This window comes from Aliivibrio sifiae (assembly GCF_002954715.1).
Classification (GTDB): domain Bacteria; phylum Pseudomonadota; class Gammaproteobacteria; order Enterobacterales; family Vibrionaceae; genus Aliivibrio; species Aliivibrio sifiae.
The window spans coordinates 1,776,075-1,800,467 of the sequence record NZ_MSCP01000001.1 but is presented as its reverse complement, the minus strand read 5'-3'; the positions used below and the strand labels follow the sequence as shown (position 1 = coordinate 1,800,467).

Here is a 24,393-nt window from a genome sequence, read left to right as displayed (position 1 = left end):
TTTATAGAAAATATGGATGATGATAGTGAATAATAAAAAAGCAGGGGTGCTACTTGTTAACCTAGGAACGCCGACTGCTCCAACAGCGTCAGCAGTAAAAACATTTTTATCTGAATTTTTACATGATAAGCGAGTGGTCGATCTAAATCGTTTTATCTGGTGTCCCTTGCTTCATGGTGTAATTCTTCCTATTCGAGCACCTAAAGTGGCTAAATTATATCAAAGTGTCTGGATGGATGATGGATCCCCTTTGATGGTTTATTCACAGCGACAGGTGGTTGCCTTACAAAAGCGTCTTTCAATGCCAGTGGCATTGGGAATGACTTATGGTGAGCCAAGAATTAAATCAGGTATTGAGTTATTAGAGCAACAAGGTTGTGATAAGATTATTATCCTTCCTCTATACCCTCAATATTCTAGAACGACAACCGCCGCTGTTTTTGATCAAATTGCAAAGCAATATAAAAGCACTCCTGTGTTACCAAATTTTTCGTTTGTTCATAATTATCATGATCACCCTCTCTATATAAAAGCGCTTGCTGAGTCTATCCGTCTTTCATGGGAGAAGAAGGGGAAAGGTGATTATGTTTTGTGTTCATATCATGGGATACCACAGCGCTTTGTTGATAATGGTGATATTTATGCACTGCATTGTGAGCGAACAACGGAATTGCTTGCTCAAGAATTAGGACTAACTCCTGAACAAATAGGCATGAGCTATCAATCTCGTTTTGGGCGAGAGGCATGGCTACAACCTTATACTTCTGAGACGTTAACTGAACTTACACCAAAAGGGATTAAGTCATTAGACATCATTAGCCCTGCATTTTCTTCTGATTGTTTAGAAACACTAGAAGAGTTATCAGAAGAGTGCAAAGAAATATTTATGGAAGCAGGTGGTCAAAAATACACCTTTATTCCATGTTTAAATGATGATGATCTACATATTGAAATGATGGCAGATATTGTGAGTCAGAAGATTTCTCATTAATTAAACGTATTTTTTAGAAAAAAAGTATTTATTAGGGTTGAAAAGTACTACTCATTGCCCAATTTCTTATTAAAGATTATCAACGTGTGTAGTGAGCCTCGACATAGATGGGTCAGATCGCTACAATATCGCGTCTTATTTTGCCACTTGGCTAAATGTCGTATTTTATTCAATGAAATACGCGATCTGCTTGTTGATTTAAAATGAGTAGATAAAAGAAGGTACCCACTTGGTACCACGAATCATAGGGGTTACGGTTTCTATCTTATTAGGCCTGTAACACAAGGATGCGACACGTATTTTTTGTCGCAAACTCAGAGAACCTGAGTCGATTTTGAGGTTTATATAAACATGCAAGTTACTGTTGAAACTAAAGAAGGCCTAGAGCGCGTTCTAACTATTACTGTTCCAGCTGCAAACATTGAAGATGCTGTAAATGCTGAGCTTCGCAATATCGCTAAAAATCGTCGCTTCGATGGCTTCCGTAAAGGTAAAGTGCCAATGAAGATGGTTGCTAAAATGTACGGCAGCGCAGTTCGTCACGACAAAATGGGTGAAGTTATGCAACGTCACTTCATTGAAGCGATCGTTAAAGACAAAATCAACCCAGCAGGCGCACCAACATTTGCTCCAGTAGAATTTGCTGAAGGTCAAGATTTAGTATTCACAGCAACATTTGAAATCTACCCAGAAGTAACACTTCAAGGTCTAGACAAAGTTGTTGTTGAAAAACCACAAGTTGAAGTTAAAGACGAAGACGTTGCAGAGATGCTAGAAACGCTACGTAAGCAACAATCTACTTGGACTGATGCAGACGTTGCTGCTGAAGACGGCACTCGCGCTACAATCAACTTTGTTGGTTCTATCGACGGTGAGCTATTTGAAGGCGGAAAAGCGGATAACTTCCCTCTAGAAATGGGCCAAGGTCGTATGATCCCTGGTTTCGAAGACGGCATCAAAGGTAAAAAAGCAGGCGACGAACTAACTATCGATGTTAACTTCCCTGAAGATTACCACGCTGAAAACCTAAAAGGTAAAGCTGCACAATTCGCTATCACAGTAGTTAAAGTTGAAGCTCGTGAGCTTCCAGAACTAAACGACGAGTTCGTTACTAAGTTCGGTGCTGAAGGTGGTGTTGAAGGTCTTAAAGCTGAAGTTCGTAAGAACATGGAGCGTGAATTAGCTCAAGCGGTTAAAAACAAGATCAAAGAACAAGCTATCAACGGTCTAGTTGAACAAAATGACATCGACGTACCTTCTGCTCTTATCGATCAAGAAGTTCAAGTTTTACGTCAACAAGCTGTTCAACGTTTTGGCGGCAACGCTGATACTGCGCCTGAGCTTCCACGTGAATTGTTTGAAGAGCAAGCTAAACGTCGCGTAGTTGTTGGTCTTCTTCTTGGTGAAGTAATCAAGACTGAAGAACTAAAAGCGGATGATGAAAAAGTAAAAGCACTTATCAATGAAATGGCTTCTGCTTACGAAGATCCAACTGAAGTTGTTGCTTACTACGAAGGTAATGAGCAAATGATGAACAACATGCGTAATGTTGCTCTAGAAGAACAAGCAGTTGAAGCAATCCTTGCTAAAGCACAAGTTTCTGAAAAAGCGGTAGGCTTTAACGAACTAATGAATCAACAACCTGCTTAATTTCTAAATTAATTAAGTAGTTAGTTGACTTAGTTTCACAAGATCTGCTAATAATGGTCCGAATGAAGCGTCATTCGGACCATTTATTTTATAAGGGATACGGTTATGAGCTATCAAGAAAACAATGCAATGCCTTCTATTATGGATGCACTTGTTCCTATGGTTGTTGAGCAAACTTCACGTGGTGAGCGTTCGTATGATATTTATTCCCGTCTGTTAAAAGAGCGCGTTATCTTTTTAACAGGTCAAGTTGAAGATCACATGGCCAACTTAGTTGTGGCACAGTTGCTTTTCCTTGAGTCTGAAAACCCAGATAAGGATATCTTCCTATACATTAATTCTCCAGGTGGTTCTGTTACTGCTGGTATGTCTATCTATGACACAATGCAGTTTATCAAGCCAAATGTGAGCACAGTGTGTATGGGGCAAGCATGTTCTATGGGTGCCTTCTTACTTGCAGGTGGTGCACCAGGTAAACGTTATGTATTACCTAACTCTCGTGTGATGATTCACCAACCACTTGGCGGCTTCCAAGGTCAAGCATCAGATATTCAAATTCATGCTCAAGAAATCTTAACGATTAAGAAGAAATTGAATACGCTACTTGCTGAACATACAGGCCAGCCTTTAGAAGTGATCGAAAAAGATACAGATCGTGATAACTTTATGGCAGCAGACGATGCTGTGAAATACGGTCTTGTAGATGCTGTGTTAAATAAGCGTGACTAATTAAGAAAAAAGCAGTAACGTTTACAGCAAAGAAGGTAAGTTAGTATAAACTTACAGCATAAAGGCAACGTTTAAGAGGTTAGCAAATGACAGACAAGCGTAAAGACGAAAATAGTGGAAAGTTACTATATTGCTCTTTTTGCGGAAAAAGCCAGCATGAAGTTCGTAAACTAATTGCAGGTCCTTCTGTTTATGTTTGTGATGAGTGCGTTGATTTATGTAACGACATTATTCGCGAAGAGCTAAAAGATAATACTCTGTCTCCAAAAGAGAGTAGTGAAGCATTACCAACACCGCAAAATATTCGTGAACACTTAGATGATTATGTTATCGGACAAGAGCACGCGAAAAAAGTACTAGCGGTAGCGGTGTACAACCACTACAAGCGTTTACGTAATGGCGATACTACAAAAGATGGCGTTGAATTAGGTAAGAGTAATATTCTACTTATCGGTCCAACAGGTAGTGGTAAAACATTACTTGCTGAAACGCTAGCTCGTTTCTTGGATGTTCCGTTTACTATGGCGGATGCAACCACCCTAACAGAAGCCGGCTATGTAGGTGAAGATGTAGAAAACATCATTCAGAAGCTACTACAAAAATGCGATTACGATCCAGCGAAAGCGGAACGTGGCATTGTATATATCGATGAAATTGACAAGATTTCTCGTAAGTCTGAAAACCCATCAATCACACGTGATGTCTCTGGTGAAGGTGTTCAGCAAGCACTACTGAAATTGATTGAAGGTACAATTGCCTCAGTACCACCTCAAGGTGGTCGTAAACACCCACAACAAGAATTCTTACAAGTAGATACTTCTAAGATCTTATTTATTTGTGGTGGTGCGTTTGCAGGCTTAGATAAAGTAATCGAGCAACGTGTTGCAACAGGAACTGGTATTGGCTTTGCTGCTGATGTTCGTTCTCAAGATGATAAAGCAACTGTCGGTGATTTATTGAAGCAAATTGAACCTGAAGATTTAGTTAAATTTGGTTTGATTCCTGAGTTTATTGGTCGTTTACCAGTAACCACAACATTAACTGAATTAGACGAAGAAGCGTTGATTCAAATTCTAAGTAAACCTAAAAATGCATTAACTAAGCAATATGCTGCGTTATTTGATTTAGAAGGTGCAGAGTTAGAATTCCGTGAAGATGCGTTAAGAGCGATTGCGAAAAAAGCAATGAACCGTAAAACCGGTGCTCGTGGTCTTCGTTCAATTTTAGAAGCGATATTATTAGATACTATGTATGAATTACCATCGAAAGAAGGTGTTTCTAAAGTAGTTATCGACGAGTCTGTAATTAATGGTGAGTCAGAACCACTGTTAATGTTTGAAAACACAGAAACGAAAGCAATATCTGCAGAATAGTCGATATAAGCTAATAAACAGTATAAAAAGGAGGCATTGGCCTCCTTTTTTATTTTTAATTGAAAATAATGTTGAATCTTAGCGACTTGCCCCCATATTATTTCTAAAGATACTGACGGAAAGAGAGAAGAATATGAACCTGGAGCGTTCCGAGCGCATTGAGATACCAGTTCTACCATTACGTGATGTAGTGGTGTATCCGCATATGGTTATTCCACTATTTGTGGGCCGTGAAAAGTCTATTCGTTGCTTAGAAGCAGCAATGGAGCAGAATAAACAAGTCCTACTTGTGGCACAAAAAGAAGCCGCTAAAGAAGAACCACAATTAGATGACTTACACGGTGTTGGTACAATCGCGACAATTTTACAATTATTAAAATTGCCTGATGGCACAGTTAAAGTATTAGTTGAAGGCCAACAGCGTGCAAAAATTCATCAGTTTTTAGAAGCTGATTTCTTTACTGCAGACGCTGAATTTTTACTGACACCGATTATTGATGATGCTGAACAAGAAGTGATTATGCGCTCTGCAATTAATCAATTCGAAGGCTTCATTAAACTAAATAAAAAAATCCCACCAGAAGTGCTTACGTCGCTTAATGGAATTGAAGATGCTGCACGTTTAGCTGATACCATTGCTGCTCATATGCCACTTAAATTGGTTGATAAGCAAGAAGTCTTAGAGCTTACAGATGTTATTGCACGTTTAGAATTCCTAATGGGAATGATGGAATCGGAAATCGATTTATTGCAAATCGAAAAACGTATTCGTGGCCGTGTTAAAAAGCAAATGGAAAAAAGTCAGCGTGAGTACTATTTGAATGAGCAAATGAAAGCTATTCAAAAAGAACTGGGTGACTTAGATGACGCGCCTGATGAGTTTGAAGCGCTGCAAAAGAAAATTGCAGACGCAAAAATGCCAAAAGAAGCACAAGAAAAAGCAGAACAAGAATTACAAAAGCTGAAAATGATGTCTCCGATGTCAGCAGAAGCAACGGTTGTTCGTAGCTATATTGATTGTATGGTTGCTGTGCCTTGGTATAAGCGTTCTAAAGTGAAAAAAGATTTAGCTAAAGCAGAAGAGATCTTAAACTCTGACCATTATGGTTTAGATCGCGTAAAAGAACGTATTCTTGAGTATTTAGCGGTTCAAAGTCGAGTGACAAAGCTAAAAGGTCCAATCCTTTGTTTAGTCGGTCCTCCTGGTGTTGGTAAAACATCGTTAGGTCAATCTATTGCGAAAGCGACAGGTCGTAAATATACACGTATGGCATTAGGTGGCGTGCGTGATGAAGCTGAAATTCGTGGTCATAGACGTACATATATCGGTTCTCTTCCTGGTAAATTGATCCAGAAATTGTCTAAAGTTGAAGTGAAAAACCCACTTTTCCTACTGGATGAGATCGATAAAATGTCTTCTGATATGCGTGGCGATCCTGCTTCAGCACTTCTTGAAGTACTAGACCCAGAGCAAAATAATAAATTTAGCGATCATTATTTAGAAGTTGATTATGACCTTTCTGATGTAATGTTTGTTGCTACGTCTAACTCAATGAATATTCCAGGTCCGTTACTTGACCGTATGGAAGTGATTCGTCTATCTGGTTATACCGAAGATGAAAAACTGAACATTGCTAAAAATCACTTGTTAATGAAACAAGTAAAACGCAATGGGCTTAAAGAGCATGAGATTGAAATTGATGACTCGGCTATCATGGGCATTATTCGTTACTATACGCGTGAAGCAGGTGTTCGTAGTTTAGAGCGTGAAATTTCTAAGTTATGCCGTAAAGCAGTTAAGCAAATCCTATTAGATAAATCGATAAAGAAAGTAACCATTAACCAAGACAACTTAAAAGATTTCTTAGGTGTTCAACGTTGTGATTACGGTAAAGCAGACGATGAAAATCGAGTAGGACAGGTTGTTGGTTTAGCATGGACTGAAGTCGGTGGTGACTTATTGACGATTGAAGCGGAATCAATGATTGGTAAGGGTAAATTAGCTTATACCGGTTCTCTTGGTGACGTAATGAAAGAGTCGATTCAAGCAGCGATGACAGTGGTACGTACACGCGCAGATAAATTGGGTATTAACCCTGATTTTTATGAAAAACGTGATATTCATGTGCACGTACCTGAAGGTGCAACACCAAAAGATGGCCCAAGTGCTGGTATTGGAATGTGTACTGCTTTAGTCTCAAGCCTAACGGGTAATCCTGTTCGTTCAGATGTTGCTATGACAGGAGAGATCACTCTACGTGGTGAAGTATTACCAATTGGTGGTCTAAAAGAGAAATTATTGGCAGCGCATCGTGGCGGTATTAAAACTGTCATCATTCCAAAGGATAATGAACGTGATTTAGAAGAGATCCCTGCAAATGTTATTGCTGATCTCTCGGTTCATCCAGTTAAATGGATTGATGAAGTATTAACCTTAGCACTTCAAAATGACCCTCAAGGTTTTAGTCTTGAGCAATCTAAAAAGTGATGTGTAGCAAAAAACGTTGATATAACAGGGCTGACAGGTCGAAATGACTTGTCAGTTTATATTGATGCAGCTAAGTTAAACCTTATTGCGTGATCATAACTTCACACATTTATTATCAAAATATGGACTCGTTCATTAATCATTGAATGAATAATTTAAAGGGGAATACCGTGAATAAATCTCAATTAGTTGATCAAATTGCTGACAATGCAGATATCTCAAAAGCAGCAGCTGGCCGCGCTCTAGATGCATTAGTTGAAACAGTAACTGAGACACTAAAAAGTGGTGATCAAGTAACTCTTGTTGGTTTCGGTTCATTTGTTGTTCGTGAGCGTGCTGCTCGTACAGGTCGTAACCCTAAAACAGGCGAAGCGATTGAGATTTCTGCTGCAAAAGTACCTGCATTTAAAGCTGGTAAAGCACTGAAAGATGCGTGTAACTAAGCGAAATATAGATAAAACTCTACACAAGCTAGCATAAGGCTAGTAGACTAGAGTAATGAGTCATAGGCGCATCCAATGATGCGCTTTTTTATTGTTAAAATTTTCTTTTGTTGAACTATTTTACATTTTCACTATCAATAGAAATTGACACGCTACTTGTATAAATAGTGTATTCCACTTGGTGATTAGGAGTTAAAACATATTATGATGGATCGAATTCGCGAAGGTTCAACAGGCCTCGTAGTTAAGATCATTCTCGGTCTAATTATTTTCTCATTTGTATTTGCAGGTGTAGGTAGTTATTTAGTCGGTGGGGGTCAACCACTAGCAGCTAAAGTTGGTGAACGTGAGATTACACGTAATGATTTTGAGCAAGTGTATCAAAATGAACGTAATCGTATGCAATCTCAACTTGGCGAGTATTTTTCAACATTACTTGGCGACCCAGCATACGTAGAACAATTTCGTAAATCTGTTTTAGATCGTATGGTGAACGATGCGCTATTAGATAACCAAGCTCAAGACTTAGGTCTTCGTGTTGGCGATGAACAAATTCGCCAAGCTATTTTATCTATGCCTCAATTCCAAAAAGACGGCAAGTTTGATGAAGAGATTTTTAATATATCACTTCGTCGCGCAGGCTTTAGTTCAGATAGTTTTGCTGAATATTTACGCCAAGATTTAGTTCGAAATCAACTTGTTCTTGCTCTTGAATCAACAGAGTTTACGTTAGATAACGAAGTAAAAGCACAAGGTGCTTTAGAGGCTCAACAACGTGAAATTCGTACAATTACGCTTGATACTGCCGAGTTTGCAAAGCAAGCGACAGTAACAGATGAAGAAGTCGCTGAATATTATAATGCAAATAAACAGCAGTTTGTTCGTCCTGAGCAAGTAAAAGTTTCATATGTTGAATTATCTGGTGACTCTTTAAAAGCGCAAGCGCCAATAACGAATGAAGAGATTCAAACGTATTATAATGAAAACCAAGATAAGTATTCTACGCAAGAGAAACGTGAAGTAAGCCATATCCTGATTAAAGGTGATGAAGCTGACGCTCAAGCGGTTCTTGCTCGTTTAGATGCTGGTGATGATTTTGCTACAGTAGCAAAAGAAGATTCACAAGATATCCCAACAGCAAAAGAAGGCGGTTCTTTAGGTTGGATTGAACGTGGTGTTATTGATCCCGCTTTTGAAGATGCAGCTTTCCAATTGGTTAATGTAGGCGATCATTCAGGCCTTGTTAAATCTGCATTTGGTTACCACATTATTCAACTTGATGGCGTGGAAGCACCAAAAACTAAACCACTTGCTGAAGTAAGTTCTGAAATTAAATCGTTCTTAGTTGATGAGCATGCAGCAGATGCATTTTATAGCTTACAAACAGAGCTTGCAGAAAAAGCATTTGAATCACCAGATTCTTTAGATGATGCCGCAGAAAGTGTTAATGCTAAGGTAATAACATCGGATTTCTTCTCACAAGAAGATGCGCCTGAACTTCTATCAAACCCTACGGTTCTGCAAGCTATTTATAGCCCAGAAGTGAAAGAAGATGGCTTGAACTCAGACGTTATTGAGATTGCACCAGAGCATATTGTTGTTGTTCGTGTTGAAGATGTTCGTGATGAAACGGTATTGCCTCTAGGAGATGTTAAATCTGCAGTAACCGCTCGTTTATCTCAAACAAAAGGTGAACAAAAAGCGGTTGAATTAGCTCAAGGAGTTATTAATGCACTAGATAAAGGTGAGGTTAATTATCTAACTGATAATGGTTTAAGCTTTACTGAAGCGCGAATGATTACTAGAGCAGATGAGCTGGCAAATGATGTATATCGTCTGCAAAAACCGGCACAAGGTACATCAACTTATGCTCAAGTGATGGACCGTCAGGGAAACAATGTGATTGTTGCACTTGATGGAGTTCTAGAATTAAGTAACGACGCAATGGCTCAACAAGTGTCAACGCGTTTACTTAGAACTCAAACTCAACAAGATTTAACGGCAACGTTAGATACGCTTAAAGCTAACTCTGATATTAGTTACCCATTATTAGAACAATAATCAATTTATTTGTAATTGATAAATAAGATAGACGGGCCCCTTATTGGGGCCCGTCGTGTTTTTGGGGTAAGTATAAACCTACCAGTAGGATTTCTTTCTTGGATTAATTATTATTTTTTAATGACAGGTAGGGAGTGAATCTCTGAAGTACCTGACATTATTATTTAAATATTGAACAAGGAATAGGAATGACGCGTATAACAAACTTTATTAGTGCTTTTTTATTTTCTCTTATTTTATTTTCGAGCGGTATCGCTCAGGCTAAAGAAGAAAGTGTAAATAAGCATGAAGGTATTGAAATAGTCGTTAATATTAATGAGGCAGGAGCAGAGGAGCTAAAAACATTATTAATTGGTGTTGGGGACTCAAAAGCAAAAGCTATTGTTGATTATCGAACTCTTAATGGAAAATTTGCTGCGGTCGATGACTTATCTAAGGTGAAAGGAATTGGTGTTAAGTTATTAGAAAAGAATCGCAGTAGAATTATATTATAACTTTACCTTTTACAAAAAAGGCAGCCTTAGTAAATAAGGCTGCCTTTTTATTTAGATTATCTTTAGGTTAATGAGCTTTTTCAGCACCATGCATCCAACGAATTAGTGTGCCTGAAATTGCCAGCAATAAAACACCAGAGATAGTTGCTGTAATTGCGATACCTGCAAAAATATCTAAAGCTCCAAGAGTTTCAACATGTGAGCCCACGATGCCCGCAATATAATTAGAGATAGCATTGAAACCAAACCATGTCCCCATCATGAGAGAAGCCAGACGTAATGGCGCGAGTTTAGTCACTAATGATAGTCCAATAGGTGATAAACATAATTCACCTAGCGTATGGAAGAAATAGGCACCGACAAGCCAGTACATAGATGTTTTAACAGTTAAGTCGCCACCTTGCTCCATTACTGCTCCAACCATGCAAAGAAAACCAATGGCTAAGAAAAAGAGAGCTAAAGCAAATTTAATCGGTGAACTAGGCTCTTTTGGCCCTAATTTAACCCATAGCATAGCTATTAACGGTGCGCATACAATAATGAAGAAAGGATTTAGAGATTGAAACCAAGCTGCTGGTACTTCAAAAGAACCTATCATTCTATCGGTATATTGTTGAGAGTAGATATTCATTAAGCCACCAGCTTGTTCAAAGCCAGCCCAGAAAACGATAACGAATAATCCCATAACCATAATTACTTTTAAGCGATCAATTTCGATTTTACTTAACACGTTATGAGATTTACCTTGTGCATTTTCTTTTGCTATATGGGCTGCTGGACGAACACCGATATCACCTAAGAAACGTTGAGCAAATAAAGTTTGAATGATTAAACTGATAATCATACCAATACCAGCAGCAGCAAATCCTGCTTTCCAGCCCCATATCCCTGTCACTGAGCCAGAAACAACCCCAGCAAGTAGAGAACCTAAGTTGATACCCATATAAAAGATAGTAAATGCACCGTCACGACGATTATCACCATCTTGATATAAATCTCCAACCATGGTTGATACGTTTGGTTTGAATAAACCATTACCTGCAATTAAGAAACCTAAACCGATATAAAAAAGTGCTTCAACAGAGAATGGTAATAAGTTATGAGGAAGTGCCAGTGTGAATTGACCAACGACCATCAGAAAGCCACCAATAAGCAGTGATTTTCGTTGCCCTAAGTAGTTATCTGCTAACCATCCACCAATAAGAGGAGTGATATACATTAATGCGGTATAAGTACCATATAAGCTAAGGGCGTCTTTAACTGTCCAACCTAAACCACCATTAATGGTTCTGTCTGTTAAGTATAAGACTAAAATCGCCCTCATGGCGTAATAAGAGAAGCGTTCCCATAGTTCAGTTCCAAAAAGTAAGAACAATCCCTGAGGATGCCCCATAAGTGTTTTGTTGTTGTTTGGCATAATGCTCTCTTTTAAATAGAATTTTATTCTTTTTATATAAGACAAATTTATACCCCTCGAATGATTCAACTGCAATGTTGTACATATTAATGTGATTTAGTTAACATTTTAAATCGTTGAAATATTTAGAAACAATTATTTAGTGTTACATATCGCTCATCTGTTTTTTGTGATTATATTGGCGGTTTATTTTGTTTTTATCTTTAATTGTGGTGTTTAATTTCTTTGATATCTAGTTTTTAGAGATAATGCATTTCTTTTGCCTGTTTTTTATCATTTAACATCTGAAACAAGATAGTTGTCGAGTTATTGAACCTATTTATTTAGTTGTGGTTTATGGCGTGCTATGATCTTCAGTTGGTTAGCTAGGTATATAAATAATGAAAGAATGGTATTTACTCTACTGCAAACGTGGGGAGCAACAGCGAGCAAAAGCACATCTAGAAAATCAAAATGTAGAGTGTTTTTATCCTGAGGTTGAAGTTGAGAAAATAACGAGAGGCAAAAAAAGGGCAGTTAAAGAACCTTTGTTCCCTTGTTATATGTTTGTTCGGTTTGATTTTGAAGATGGCCCGACGTTTACGACTGTTCGTTCAACTCGTGGAGTGAGTGATTTTATTCGTTTTGGTGGACAGCCTAAAATATTGTCGGGTGATCTTATTTATTCTTTGAAATTGATAGATCAAGACAATGTTAAAAATAAAGATGCAATTGAGGCATTGCCAGAAGTCGGACAAAAGGTGGCGATCAAAGAAGGCCCTTTTGTTGGTGTTGATGCTATTTATAAAGAAGCTGATGGTGAGAAACGGTCGATTTTATTAATTACTCTTATTAATAAACATGTTGAAATTAAAGTAGATAATAGTGATATTGATTATTCGAAATAAAAAAAGCGCCAAGGGCGCTTTTTTATTTCAATGATTTAATTAATCATAAGCTTTATTGTGAATCGCTTGAACAGCTCGACCTGAAGGGTCGACACAGTTTTGGAATGATTCATCCCACTCTATTGCTTTTGCTGAAGAACATGCAACTGAAGGTCCTCCAGGAACACATTTAGCAGCATCCTCAAGAGGGAATAACTCTTCAAAGATTTCACGATACACGTAGCCTTCTTTAGTTACTGGCGTATTGTAAGGGAAACGGAATTTTGCAGACTCCATTTGCTGATCTGTTACTTTTGCCTCTGCGGTTTCACGTAATGTATCAATCCAGCTATAGCCTACACCATCAGAGAATTGCTCTTTTTGTCGCCATGCAATCGCAGCAGGTAAATCGTCTTCAAAACATTCACGAAGAATGTGTTTTTCCATTTTGCCGTTACCACACATTTTATCTTGTGGATTTAATCGCATTGCGATATCAATAAATTCTTTGTCTAAGAAAGGCACTCGTCCTTCTACACCCCAAGCTGCTAATGATTTATTCGCTCGAGCACAATCAAACATATTTAAAGCCAACAGTTTTCGTACTGTTTCTTCATGGAATTCTTTTTTATTTGGTGCTTTATGGAAATATAAATAACCACCAAAGATTTCATCAGCACCTTCACCAGAAAGTACCATTTTAATGCCCATAGCCTTGATCTTACGACCTAATAAATACATTGGTGTAGAAGCGCGAATAGTTGTGACATCATAAGTTTCAATGTGATAAATAACATCACGAATAGCATCAAGACCTTCTTGAATTGTGTACGTCATTTCATGATGGACTGTACCGATTTGGTCTGCAACTTCTCGAGCCGCTTTTAAATCAGGGGCGCCTTCTAACCCTACTGCAAATGAGTGAAGTTGAGGCCACCATGCTTGAGATTTCTCGTTATCCTCAATACGCATTGCCGCAAACTTCTTTGCAACCGCTGATGTGATTGATGAATCAAGACCACCAGAAAGAAGTACTCCATAAGGAACATCTGTCATTAATTGGCGTTTAACAGCATCTTCTAGTGCTTGTTTAAGATCTTCTTTACTTGTTGGGTTGTCTTTAACTGCATCATATTCCATCCAATCACGTACATAATAACGCGTTGGCTCAATATCTTTTGATGAGTAAAAGTGACCAGGAGGAAACTCACTGATTGATTTACATACAGGGACAAGTGCTTTCATTTCAGAAGCAACGTAATAGTTACCATGTTCATCATAACCGTGATACATAGGGATTATACCAATATGATCACGGCCAATTAAATATTCATCTTTCTCTTCATCATAAAGGATAAAGGCAAAAATACCATTTAAGTCTTCTAAAAGATTGGCACCTTTTTCACGGTATAGTGCCAGAATAACTTCACAATCTGAGTCTGTTTGGAAAGCGTAATCGTCGGCATACTTTTCGCGTAATTCTTTATGGTTATAGATCTCCCCATTTACAGCTAAAATGTGTTTTTTATCTTCACTATAAAGAGGTTGAGCGCCGCTGTTTAAACCAACAATTGCAAGGCGTTCGTGTGCTAGAATTGCTTTGTCTGATGAATAAACGCCTGACCAATCGGGTCCACGGTGACGAAGTTTTTTTGACATTTCAAGTGCAGCTTTACGCAGTGGTGTTGGATCGGTTTTAATATCCAGTATTCCAAAAATTGAGCACATAAGTTCCCTCTAATCTCTTCTTAATTTTTATCATAAATTATTGTCTTAACTACAATTTGCCACGATCGCTAAAAAAAGCAACCAAGAAATACAAATAAAATTACAAATAGGCAACCTAATTAGATAATATTTAATATTTTAACCATTTTAGTTTTGAATCGTTAGTTGCAGATGGTTTTTTAAACAAAAAGAATGAAAAATGAGGGGGCATAAATAAAAAACCAGATTAGACTTTAATTAAATCCTAATCTGATTTTTGGTAGGAGAGCGGCATTAACTAAAGAATTAGTACTTCATATATTCTTTTTGTTGATTAAATTGTGGATTTAATTGTTCGCTCACATGTCGTGCAAAACCACTACCAGCCTCATGATAAATATTAAATGCGGCATCAACACCTTGTTCAAGTAATCCATCAATTTGGTCATTGTAGGCAGCAATGGCGGCGGTTTGACCTTGATAGTTTCGTGATTGTAATTGCTCTAGTGCGAACTGATTACCCTGATGATTGGGCATCGCTAATAATACTAGTTTTACATGTGAAGTTGATAAGATACGTTCCCAAAAATCTGGATCGGTAGCATCGCCAGAAATAACATTCCGTCCAAGCTCTTGGTGACGATTAGCTGATTCTTCTCGTAGCTCTATTCCTAAAATAATATCACCATATTTATCTTTTAATTCATCATAAGCACCACTACCAATACGACCCATACCAAGGATTAAGATCTGAGCTCGTCCTGGGTTGATCAATTTATCCATTGGATTTAAACGTTCGGCGGTATGTTCTTTTAACCAATGGCGAGAACGTTGATAAATCGTATGACCAAAGTTATTTAAAGGGGCTGAAATAATAAAAGAAATAGAAACGGCAATGGCAATAGCAACAAGGCTGTCAGCGGGTAACCATCCCATTTTGAATGCTAAGCCACCGACAATAAGACCAAACTCACTATAGTTGAATAACGTAAGAGAGGTAAGAAGCGAGGTTCTTACTCGGAACTTAAATTTATTAATAATTATAAAATATAGGAAGCCTTTTACTGGCAGTAATAAAATAAGGAAAATAGCGAGCGTTAAGCCTGCAAATGTTGGCGCTGCGGATAAACCGATATTTAAGAAAAAACAGATAAGAAGTATTTCTTTTAAATTAAATAATGATTTGGATAATTCAGAGGCTTTAGAGTGACCAGCCAGTAACATTCCTAAAATAAGAGCGCCAAGATCTGGCTTCATTCCAACCAGTTCAAAGGTACCAGCACCTGCAACCAAGGCTAAGAAGATACCGTAAAGTACCAACATTTCCCCATGTCCAGCCCAATCTAATAATTTAAAAAATAGAGGTCGAAGGAGAGGGAGTGCAAATAATGCTAATGCCGTTATCTCGGGTATTTTTCCTGTGGATGCGGTTAGAAAAACAACCGCAAAGATATCTTGCATGACAAGAATACCAATGGCCAAGGTTCCGTAAGTTGCATTCATTTCACCTTTTTCTTGGAGAGCTTTCACGGCAAATACGGTACTAGAGAAAGATAGAGCAAAACCAAAGAGGACTAACTGTGCAGTATCAATGTCTGCAAGCATAGTAATGCCAAGCAATTTTAGGCCAAGAAGAGCAAAAGTAAAAAAGAGAGTAGAGAATACATTATGAAGTGTTGCCCCTAGCCAAATTTCTTTAGCTAGTAAGGTTTTTATATCTAATTTTAAGCCAATTGAGAATAGAAGCAGGGTGACGCCAAGATCTGCAAAGGTAGATAGCGCATCGTTAGATTGAAAGCCAAGTGCATGTAATCCGAATCCTGCCAATAGAAAACCAACTAATGGAGGTAAATTAATTTTTAATGCTATAAACCCCATTACAAATGCTGCAATGATAAAAAGTAACTCCATATACTATTGTTCCTAAAAGTGGTCGAAAAAAAGGGCCGCAAAAAGCAGCCCTAGAGTAACATGTTAAAAATTATTTATGATTATTCATCTAATAATTTTTGTAACAATACGCCATTAAGCATTGCACGTTTCACCATTGAAAAAGCACCAATGGTTGGTTGTTCATGAAGTTCAGATGCTACGATTGGTAGATCTTTGTGGAAAGCGGTTAATGATTGGTTTTTAATACAATTACGGATCGCAGCAAAAAGAATCTTATCTGATTGAGTAATGGCACCAGAGATAACAATTTTTTGTGGATTAAATAAATTAATTGTCATTGCTATTGCTTTACCAAGCTGATTACCTACTCGTAGTAATGTCTGTGTTGCTAGTTCATCGCCATGGTTTGCAGCATGGCAAATATCAGCCATTGTAATGTTCTCTAATTGAGAAAGGCTTGAAGGGTAGCCTTGTGCAAGCAATGTTTTAATTCGTGCAATAATTGCAGGGTTTGCAGCTACAGTTTCTAAACAACCAAAATTACCACATTGACATTTATCACCAATTGGATCGATTTGAATGTGACCGATTTCACCTACATTTCTATTATGGCCTAAGAAAACTTTTCCGTTAACAATGATACCTGCACCTGTACCACGGTGAACACTGACTAGAATTGAGTCATAGCAATCTTTAGATGCACCAAAGTAGTGTTCAGCTAGGGCTAAACCACGTACATCGTTACCTACAAAACATTGGGTATTGAAAGTGTCTTTAACAAAGTCAGCTAAAGCTAATTTATCAATATCGGTATTTGGCATGTATTCTACAACACCAGTTTCTGGGTTTACTAAACCAGGGAGAGTAATACCTATAGCAATTAACTGTTTAATTGTGTCTTGATTACGAGTAATGAACATTTGAACTAATTGACGTAATCCATCCAATAGTTCTTGTTGATGTGAGTAGTTAAACTCATGATATTCTGAAGCTAATTCTTTTGTTGAAAGATCAAAAAGACTTAGCTGGATATAATCACGCCCTAAACGAACTGCAATAGAATGAAAAGGGTCGGTTTCGGTAGTCAAAGAAATAGCTCTTCGACCACCAGTTGATGCTTGTTGCGCGACTTCTTTAATTAAGCCGCGCTCTAATAGTTGACGGGTAATCTTGGTAACACTTGCTGGAGCAAGCTGACTAACGTCTGCGATTTGAATTCGAGAAATCGGGCCTTTTTGGTCGATTAAACGATAAACAGCCGCACTGTTTAATTGTTTTACTAGGTCTACATTACCAATTTGTCCGTCAGTCATATTAACTTTGCTCGTATTGTCCGTTAACAACAGTCGCTTTTACATTGAAGTCACGATCAAAAATAGCAAGGTTAGCAACCATGTTCTTTTTGATTCGGCCAAGTTTATTATCCACACCAATTGCTTGAGCAGGGTATAACGTAGCCATACGTAATGCTTCGTCTAAAGCGATTCCAACGTGCTCAACTGTATTCTGAACTGCTTCAATCATAGTCAGAGCTGAGCCGCCTAATGTGCCATTCTCATCAACACATTTACCATCCTTGTAATATACTTTCTTACCAACAAAAATAAAGTATTCCATGTCAGCACCTGCAGGAGCTGTGGCATCCGTCACTAATACTAGCTTTTCTTTCTTTATTTTGTGTGCAATACGGATGTTTGCATAGTCAACATGGAAGCCATCCGCAATGATGCCAGCATAAACATCTGGAGTATCGTAGATAGCACCAACAACACCTGGTTCACGACCAACCATTGGCGTCATCGCATTAAATAGGTGAGTTGCGAAAGTAATACCAGATTCAAAACCTTGGCGAGCTTCTGCATAGGTAGCGTTCGTATGACCAATTGACACGACAATACCTGCTTTACATAAACGTTCAATATGCTCTGGATCATTTTGTTCTGGAGCAAGCGTTACTTTTGCAATTAAATCAGCGTTATCACACATAAGTTGAATCATATCTGAATCAGAGTGACGGATATGATCAACGCTATGAATGCCTTTTTTCATTACATTCAGGTACGGGCCTTCAAGGTGTAGACCTAAAGATTGGTTTTGATATTTATTGTGGTATTCACGAGCTGCTTCAATAGAAGTACGCATGTCTTCATCTGAAGAGGTAATTAAAGTAGGTAAGAAGCTAGTACAACCTGATTTTAGGTTCGCTTCATGCATCGTTTGCATTGTTTCTGCCGTAATTTCATCATTCAACATTACGCCACCACAGCCGTTTAGTTGAAGATCAATAAAACCTGGGCTTAGAATTGCGCCATCTAAATCCTTTAACTCAATACCTTCTGGTAGTTCTGATGTTGGGCAAACGGCCTCGATTTCTGTTCCATTAATGATTACAGAATGGTTAACAAGAACATCGTTACCAGTATAAACCTTACAGTTAGTTAGCGCATACATAGCTTGAATCCTTAAGTTATAATTTATGGTACGAAAAAAATATAAACTTTTTTCGTTGAAATTTTTAAGCAAGTGAAAATAGAACTGCTTACTGAGCGGTACACTCAGTTACCTAAATGTTACGTTCAGTAATGACAAAGTTTGGTCTTTTATAGACCAAATTTTATTCCTGATGTTTTATTCTTTCGAATGATAAAATAAGTTTTATGATCTCGCTAGCAAAATACCTTAAATATTCCCTCCACAGGTGATAATGATCACAATTAGCTTGCTTTTAATTTGCGGGGCGAAATTAATCCCTTACACTGACCCTGTTAATAACGAGTAGCGAAATAAGTTTATAATGGACAAATTAAGCTATTCAAAAAAATCTAAAATCCTTATAGGGGGAATCTAAAGGTGAATATTTTAGGATATTTTCAAAAAGTAGGTAAAGCACTGATGGTACCAGTTGCTACATTACCTGCAGCAGCAATTTTAATGGGTATTGGTTACTGGATTGACCCAGTGGCTTGGGGCGGCAACAGTGCACTAGCAGCGTTTTTAATCAAAGCTGGTGCGGCTATCATCGATAACATGTCAGTACTGTTCGCGGTCGGTGTTGCTTATGGTATGTCTAAAGATAAAGATGGTGCAGCGGCACTTTCTGGTTTTGTTGGTTTCCTTGTTGTAACTACTCTTCTTTCACCAGGAGCGGTAGCTCAAATTCAAGGTATTGATCCTGCTGCAGTTCCTGCTGCATTTGGTAAAATCAATAACCAATTTGTTGGTATCCTAGTTGGTATCGTATCTGCTGAGATCTACAACCGTTTCTCTACTGTTGAACTGCATAAAGCACTTGCATTCTTCTCAGGTAAGCGTCTTGTACCTATCTTAACTTCTTTTGCAGGTATTTTAATTGCGTTCGTACTTATGTACATCTGGCCTGCAATTTACGGTGGCCTTGTACACTTCGGTGAGTCAATCCAAGGTATGGGTTCTGTTGGTGCTGGTATTTACGCATTCTTCAACCGTCTACTTATTCCTGTAGGTCTTCACCATGCACTTAACTCAGTGTTCTGGTTCGACGTTGCTGGTATTAACGACATCCCTAACTTCCTAGGTGGTGCACAATCTATCGCTAATGGTACTGCAACTGTTGGTGTTACAGGTATGTACCAAGCTGGTTTCTTCCCAATCATGATGTTTGGTCTACCAGGTGCGGCACTAGCGATTTACCACACAGCAAAAGTTGAGAACAAAGAAAAAGTTGCATCTATTATGATTGCTGCTGGTTTCGCATCGTTCTTCACAGGTGTTACTGAACCACTAGAATTCTCATTCATGTTCCTTGCTCCTGCACTATACGTAGTTCACGCAGCATTAACAGGTATCTCAGTATTCATCGCTGCATCTATGCAGTGGATTGCAGGTTTCGGTTTCTCAGCAGGTCTAGTAGATATGGTTCTTTCTACTCGTAACCCACTAGCTGTTAACTGGTATATGCTAATTATCCAAGGTATCGTATTCTTCGCAATTTACTACTTCGTATTCCGCGCTGTAATCGTTAAGTTTAATCTTAAGACTCCAGGCCGTGAAGACGACGACGAAGAAGAAAGTTCAGTTCGTGGTTCTAAAGAAACTGGTGAACTAGCTAAGCAATACCTTAAAGCTTTAGGTGGTCACGAAAATCTAGAAAACATCGATGCTTGTATCACTCGTTTACGTCTAACTCTTAAAGACACTAGCGTAATTAGCGAGAAACAACTTAAAGCATTAGGTGCAATGGGTGTGGTTAAACTTGGTTCTAACAATGTTCAAGTTATCCTTGGTCCTCTTGCTGAAATCGTTGCTGGTGAAATGAAAAAAATTCCAGCTTCTGAAGACCTAACAGCGGTTGCATTACCATAATTATTGAGTAAATTAACTCAAATCAATAAGCCGCTCTAATTAGAGCGGCTTTTTTATGGAAATAAAGCAACTATTTGATTCTATATATTGAGTATTGGTCCATAATTGTGGATCATAGGGAGATATGAACAATCTGTTCTTTCTACTAATACCAATGAGGTGCTTTAGATGAGTGAAACTGAAACTCGTCCTACCAACTTTATCCGTCAAATTATTGATGAAGACCTAAAGTCAGGTAAACATTCCAGTGTCCATACTCGTTTCCCGCCAGAGCCAAACGGTTATCTGCATATCGGACACGCAAAATCTATCTGTTTGAATTTTGGTATTGCTCAAGATTACCAGGGACAGTGTAATCTACGTTTTGATGATACTAACCCTGAAAAAGAAGATATTGAATACGTTGAATCAATCAAAAATGACGTTAAATGGTTAGGTTTTGATTGGAGTGGTGATATTCATTACTCTTCAAACTATTTCGATAAACTGTATGGTTACGCGGTTGAATTAATTGAAAAAGGCTTGGCTTATGTTGATGAGCTAACTTCTGATCAAATCCGTGAATACCGTGGTTCGCTTAAAGAGCCAGGCAAAAACAGTCCGTACCGTGATCGTAGCGTAGAAGAGAACCTTGCGTTATTTGAACAAATGCGTGATGGTAAATTCAAAGAAGGCACTATTTGTCTACGTGCAAAAATTGATATGGCATCTTCTTTCATCGTAATGCGTGATCCAGTTATTTATCGTATTCGTTTTGCTTCTCACCACCAAACGGGTGATAAGTGGTGCATCTACCCAATGTACGACTTTACGCACTGTATTTCGGATGCGTTAGAAGGTATCACACATTCAATCTGTACGTTAGAATTCCAAGATAACCGTCGTTTATACGATTGGGTATTGGAAAATATCACGATTGATTGTCAACCACATCAATATGAGTTCAGTCGTCTAAACTTAGAATACACAATTATGTCTAAGCGTAAGCTTAATGAACTTGTGACTGAGAAGTTAGTAAACGGTTGGGACGATCCACGCATGCCTACTGTTTCTGGTTTACGTCGTCGTGGCTTTACTGCGGGTTCTATTCGTGAATTCTGTAAGCGTATTGGCGTTACTAAACAAGAAAACATGATTGAGTTTGGTTCGTTAGAATCATGTATTCGTGATGATTTAAATGAAAATGCACCTCGTGCAATGGCAGTTCTTGAGCCTGTTAAAATCGTTATTGAAAACTATGAAGAAGGCAAAGTTGAAATTCTTAACGTTGCTAATCATCCTAACAAACCTGAAATGGGCACACGTGAAGTACCATTTACTCGTGAAGTGTATATTGAGCAAGATGATTTCCGTGAAGAAGCGAACAAAAAATACAAGCGTTTAGTGCTAGGTAAAGAAGTTCGTTTACGTGGTGCTTATGTAATTCAAGCCGATCGCATTGAAAAAGACGAAGCAGGTAACATTACGACTATTTTCTGTAGCTATGATGCAGAAACGCTAGGTAAGAATCCAGCGGATGGTCGTAAAGTTAAAGGTGTTATTCACTGGGTATCAGCAGATAAAGCTGTACCAGCTGAGATCCGCTTATACGATCGTTTATTTACAGTTCCAAACCCAGCGGCTTTAGAAGATTTCTCAGAGAGTATTAACCCTGAGTCATTAATTACTAAGAATGGTTTTGTTGAACCAAGCTTAGCAACAGCAGAAGCAGAAGCAGGTTACCAATTTGAACGTACAGGCTATTTCTGTATTGATAACAAAGACTCTACATCTGAGGCTCTTGTATTCAACCGTACAGTAGGATTACGTGATACTTGGGAAGGTTAACTCTCACTAAGTACTCAATTAATTGATAATAAAAAACCAGCAGATATGCTGGTTTTTTTTATGACTAAATTTTGTGAAATTGATGATTAACCGTTATGAGCATCATCATTATCAATGCAGTCACCAGTAATGCAGTGGCCGTATAGATATAAACTGTGGTTCGTTAGTCGAACATTGTATTTTTTAGCGATCTCTTTTTGACGTTCTTCAATCATTTCGTCAGAGAATTCAATTACTTTCCCGCAATCTAGACAAACAAGATGATCATGGTGGTGTTGAGTTGCTAGTTCAAAAACAGATTTACCGCCTTCAAAATGGTGACGGGTCACAATGCCGGCATCATCAAATTGGTTTAATACACGGTATACGGTAGCAAGACCAATTTCTTCACCAATATCGATTAATTTTTTATATAAATCTTCTGCACTGATGTGTTGGCAATCTGGCTGTTGTAACACCTCTAAAATTTTCAGACGTGGAAGAGTAACCTTTAAACCGGCTTTTTTTAGTGCTTGGTTGTTATCTGACATCGACTTTTCCTGTATTGACATTCTGCATCGATTTTTTGTGCAGTTTTAATAAGTTAATTATAGGGAACATTCAATCGAGTTGATACCTTATCTGCACGATCTCTTACAAAAAAATAGATGTTGATCTTTTGTTAAGAAAACTATTACTATGAGGTCAGACCAGAATCAAGGATGATAAATATGTATAAATACTTTACCCCAAAAATTGTCAGAAGGGCATTGAATATTTGGCCTCCATTTTGGGGGGCAGGGATCTCTATCCAAAATATTGCACCAGATTTTCAAGAAGTGCGGGTGATATTAAAAGATCGATTTTGGAATCGTAATGCAAATAGAAGCCAATATGGAGGCAGTATTTTTTCTATGACAGATCCCGTATTTTCGTTAATGCTCATGGGGATCTTGAGGGAAGAGTACTTCGTCTGGGATAAGCAGTCTGAAATAGATTTTATTTCCCCTGGAACTAGTGATTTGAATGCACACTTTTTTATCTCAAACGAAAAAATTCAAGAAATCAAGCAACTTACTGAAAGTGGGGATAAGTGTTTCCCGAAATTTGAAGTGTATATTTATGATAAAAAAGGAAAGGTGGTAGCAAGAGTGAACAGAACATTATATGTGAGAAAAAAACCAGAATTTAGATAATGCTCTCTATCTATTTTAAGAGATAAGTAGAGAGCATTATAGGAACTAGGATATTAGTCTTCTAATTCTGCAAGGCACATTTCTTCATGAATTTGTTTAACCCATGCAGTTACGCGATCTTCTGTAAGCTCTGGTTGACGATCTTCATCAATACAAAGACCTACAAAGTTATTTTCATCAACGAGTGCTTTAGAAGCTTCAAATTCATAGCCTTCAGTTGGCCAGTAGCCAATAACTGTGCCGCCTTTAGCTTCAACGATATCACGGATGTTACCCATCGCATCACAGAAGTATTCAGCGTAATCTTCTTGATCACCACAGCCAAAGATAGCAACAAGCTTAGTTGAAAAATCAATGCCTTCTAATTCTGGGAAGAAATCATCCCAATCACATTGAGCTTCACCGTAGTACCATGTAGGGATACCTAAAAGAAGAAGATCGAAGTTATCGATATCTTCTTTGCTGCTTTTTGCAATGTCTTGAACATGAACGAGCTTTTTACCAAGCTGTTTTTGAATCATCTTGCCAATAGCTTCAGTATTACCTGTGTCGCTACCAAAGAAGAGTCCTACACTTGCCATATGATGAATACCTGTATTTGTCTGTATTAATTAAAAATAGATGTTATTAGATCAGTGATTAGCCTAGACCTGCACCTTCCCAGCTTAGCTGAATAATCCCTTTAGCAATGAAACCTGTACATCCTAAAAAGAGTACTAGCCAAACAATTTTTCGGCCAAAAGCAGGTACGTTTGCTTGCTTTAAGACATCTTTAATAGCCATACCGATAAAAAAGAATATCGAGGCAAACAATAAATCTAAACCAATAGATTCAATGAGATCAAAATGTTCATATAGCATGAATCAGCCTTATCTTAGGTAAGTGACCTAAATCTGAACGAATAATTTGGCAAAACTATATCATAGCTTTGACATTG

General features: G+C 38.0%; 20 protein-coding genes. 12 read left to right on the top strand and 8 right to left on the bottom strand.

The genetic code is table 11. From position 1 onward, the window contains the following. Nucleotides 1-25: 25 nt before the first annotated feature. The 8 genes from hemH (at nt 26) to BTO23_RS07970 (ending at nt 10,229) form a co-directional block, all read left to right on the top strand. A complete protein-coding gene (gene hemH / locus BTO23_RS08005) occupies nt 26-991 on the top strand; it encodes a ferrochelatase (RefSeq protein WP_061028853.1) in 966 nt (321 codons plus the stop codon). 351 nt (nt 992-1,342) lie between these two features. After that, complete coding sequence (tig, locus tag BTO23_RS08000; protein ID WP_060990418.1) at nt 1,343-2,641, top strand: trigger factor; 1,299 nt, start codon at nt 1,343-1,345, stop codon at nt 2,639-2,641. A 105-nt stretch (nt 2,642-2,746) separates the two neighbouring features. Further along, nucleotides 2,747-3,370, top strand: coding sequence for an ATP-dependent Clp endopeptidase proteolytic subunit ClpP (clpP, locus tag BTO23_RS07995; protein ID WP_012549607.1), 624 nt, complete (start codon nt 2,747-2,749; stop codon nt 3,368-3,370). Between the two features lie 86 nt (nt 3,371-3,456). Next, nucleotides 3,457-4,743: an ATP-dependent protease ATP-binding subunit ClpX gene (clpX, locus tag BTO23_RS07990; RefSeq protein ID WP_060990419.1), complete on the top strand. Its 1,287-nt coding sequence runs from the start codon at nt 3,457-3,459 to the stop codon at nt 4,741-4,743. A 133-nt stretch (nt 4,744-4,876) separates the two neighbouring features. Next, the gene (lon, locus tag BTO23_RS07985; RefSeq protein ID WP_060990420.1) at nt 4,877-7,231 is read left to right on the top strand and encodes an endopeptidase La; all 2,355 of its coding nucleotides are present in this window, start codon (nt 4,877-4,879) and stop codon (nt 7,229-7,231) included. A 170-nt stretch (nt 7,232-7,401) separates the two neighbouring features. Continuing rightward, nucleotides 7,402-7,674, top strand: coding sequence for an HU family DNA-binding protein (locus BTO23_RS07980; protein ID WP_060990421.1), 273 nt, complete (start codon nt 7,402-7,404; stop codon nt 7,672-7,674). 204 nt (nt 7,675-7,878) lie between these two features. Further along, complete coding sequence (gene ppiD, locus BTO23_RS07975; protein WP_105063321.1) at nt 7,879-9,735, top strand: peptidylprolyl isomerase; 1,857 nt, start codon at nt 7,879-7,881, stop codon at nt 9,733-9,735. A gap of 188 nt (nt 9,736-9,923) precedes the next feature. Beyond that, a complete protein-coding gene (locus tag BTO23_RS07970; RefSeq protein WP_060990423.1) occupies nt 9,924-10,229 on the top strand; it encodes a ComEA family DNA-binding protein in 306 nt (101 codons plus the stop codon). Nucleotides 10,230-10,296: 67 nt separating this feature from the next. Here the strand turns inward: BTO23_RS07970 and BTO23_RS07965 are convergent, their stop codons facing one another. Continuing rightward, complete coding sequence (locus tag BTO23_RS07965) at nt 10,297-11,646, bottom strand: peptide MFS transporter (protein ID WP_060990424.1); 1,350 nt, start codon at nt 11,644-11,646, stop codon at nt 10,297-10,299. Between the two features lie 380 nt (nt 11,647-12,026). On the opposite strand from BTO23_RS07965, the gene rfaH reads away from it, so the two are divergent. Then, complete coding sequence (rfaH, locus tag BTO23_RS07960) at nt 12,027-12,533, top strand: transcription/translation regulatory transformer protein RfaH (protein ID WP_060990425.1); 507 nt, start codon at nt 12,027-12,029, stop codon at nt 12,531-12,533. 39 nt (nt 12,534-12,572) lie between these two features. Here rfaH and asnB read toward each other — a convergent pair whose 3' ends face one another. From asnB to nagA, 4 genes are all read right to left on the bottom strand, one after another. After that, nucleotides 12,573-14,240 (bottom strand): asparagine synthase B, encoded by a 1,668-nt coding sequence (gene asnB, locus BTO23_RS07955; RefSeq protein ID WP_105063320.1) that lies wholly within the window; start codon nt 14,238-14,240, stop codon nt 12,573-12,575. Nucleotides 14,241-14,525: 285 nt separating this feature from the next. Next, the gene (locus tag BTO23_RS07950) at nt 14,526-16,130 is read right to left on the bottom strand and encodes a cation:proton antiporter family protein (RefSeq protein WP_105063319.1); all 1,605 of its coding nucleotides are present in this window, start codon (nt 16,128-16,130) and stop codon (nt 14,526-14,528) included. An 80-nt stretch (nt 16,131-16,210) separates the two neighbouring features. Continuing rightward, the gene (gene nagC / locus BTO23_RS07945) at nt 16,211-17,425 is read right to left on the bottom strand and encodes a DNA-binding transcriptional regulator NagC (protein ID WP_060990428.1); all 1,215 of its coding nucleotides are present in this window, start codon (nt 17,423-17,425) and stop codon (nt 16,211-16,213) included. Between the two features lies 1 nt (nt 17,426). Beyond that, complete coding sequence (nagA, locus tag BTO23_RS07940) at nt 17,427-18,563, bottom strand: N-acetylglucosamine-6-phosphate deacetylase (protein ID WP_060990429.1); 1,137 nt, start codon at nt 18,561-18,563, stop codon at nt 17,427-17,429. Nucleotides 18,564-18,962: 399 nt separating this feature from the next. On the opposite strand from nagA, the gene nagE reads away from it, so the two are divergent. Further along, a complete protein-coding gene (gene nagE, locus BTO23_RS07935) occupies nt 18,963-20,453 on the top strand; it encodes an N-acetylglucosamine-specific PTS transporter subunit IIBC (protein ID WP_060990430.1) in 1,491 nt (496 codons plus the stop codon). A gap of 168 nt (nt 20,454-20,621) precedes the next feature. Beyond that, a complete protein-coding gene (gene glnS / locus BTO23_RS07930) occupies nt 20,622-22,280 on the top strand; it encodes a glutamine--tRNA ligase (RefSeq protein ID WP_061001841.1) in 1,659 nt (552 codons plus the stop codon). An 86-nt stretch (nt 22,281-22,366) separates the two neighbouring features. On the opposite strand, the gene fcrX is transcribed toward glnS, so the two are convergent. Further along, the gene (gene fcrX, locus BTO23_RS07925) at nt 22,367-22,810 is read right to left on the bottom strand and encodes a ferric iron uptake transcriptional regulator FcrX (protein WP_060990432.1); all 444 of its coding nucleotides are present in this window, start codon (nt 22,808-22,810) and stop codon (nt 22,367-22,369) included. 180 nt (nt 22,811-22,990) lie between these two features. On the opposite strand from fcrX, the gene BTO23_RS07920 reads away from it, so the two are divergent. Beyond that, nucleotides 22,991-23,455 (top strand): hotdog fold domain-containing protein, encoded by a 465-nt coding sequence (locus tag BTO23_RS07920; protein WP_060990433.1) that lies wholly within the window; start codon nt 22,991-22,993, stop codon nt 23,453-23,455. A gap of 53 nt (nt 23,456-23,508) precedes the next feature. Here BTO23_RS07920 and fldA read toward each other — a convergent pair whose 3' ends face one another. Beyond that, nucleotides 23,509-24,036: a flavodoxin FldA gene (gene fldA / locus BTO23_RS07915; RefSeq protein WP_061001843.1), complete on the bottom strand. Its 528-nt coding sequence runs from the start codon at nt 24,034-24,036 to the stop codon at nt 23,509-23,511. 58 nt (nt 24,037-24,094) lie between these two features. Beyond that, complete coding sequence (locus BTO23_RS07910) at nt 24,095-24,316, bottom strand: DUF2788 domain-containing protein (protein ID WP_060990435.1); 222 nt, start codon at nt 24,314-24,316, stop codon at nt 24,095-24,097. Nucleotides 24,317-24,393 lie beyond the last annotated feature (77 nt).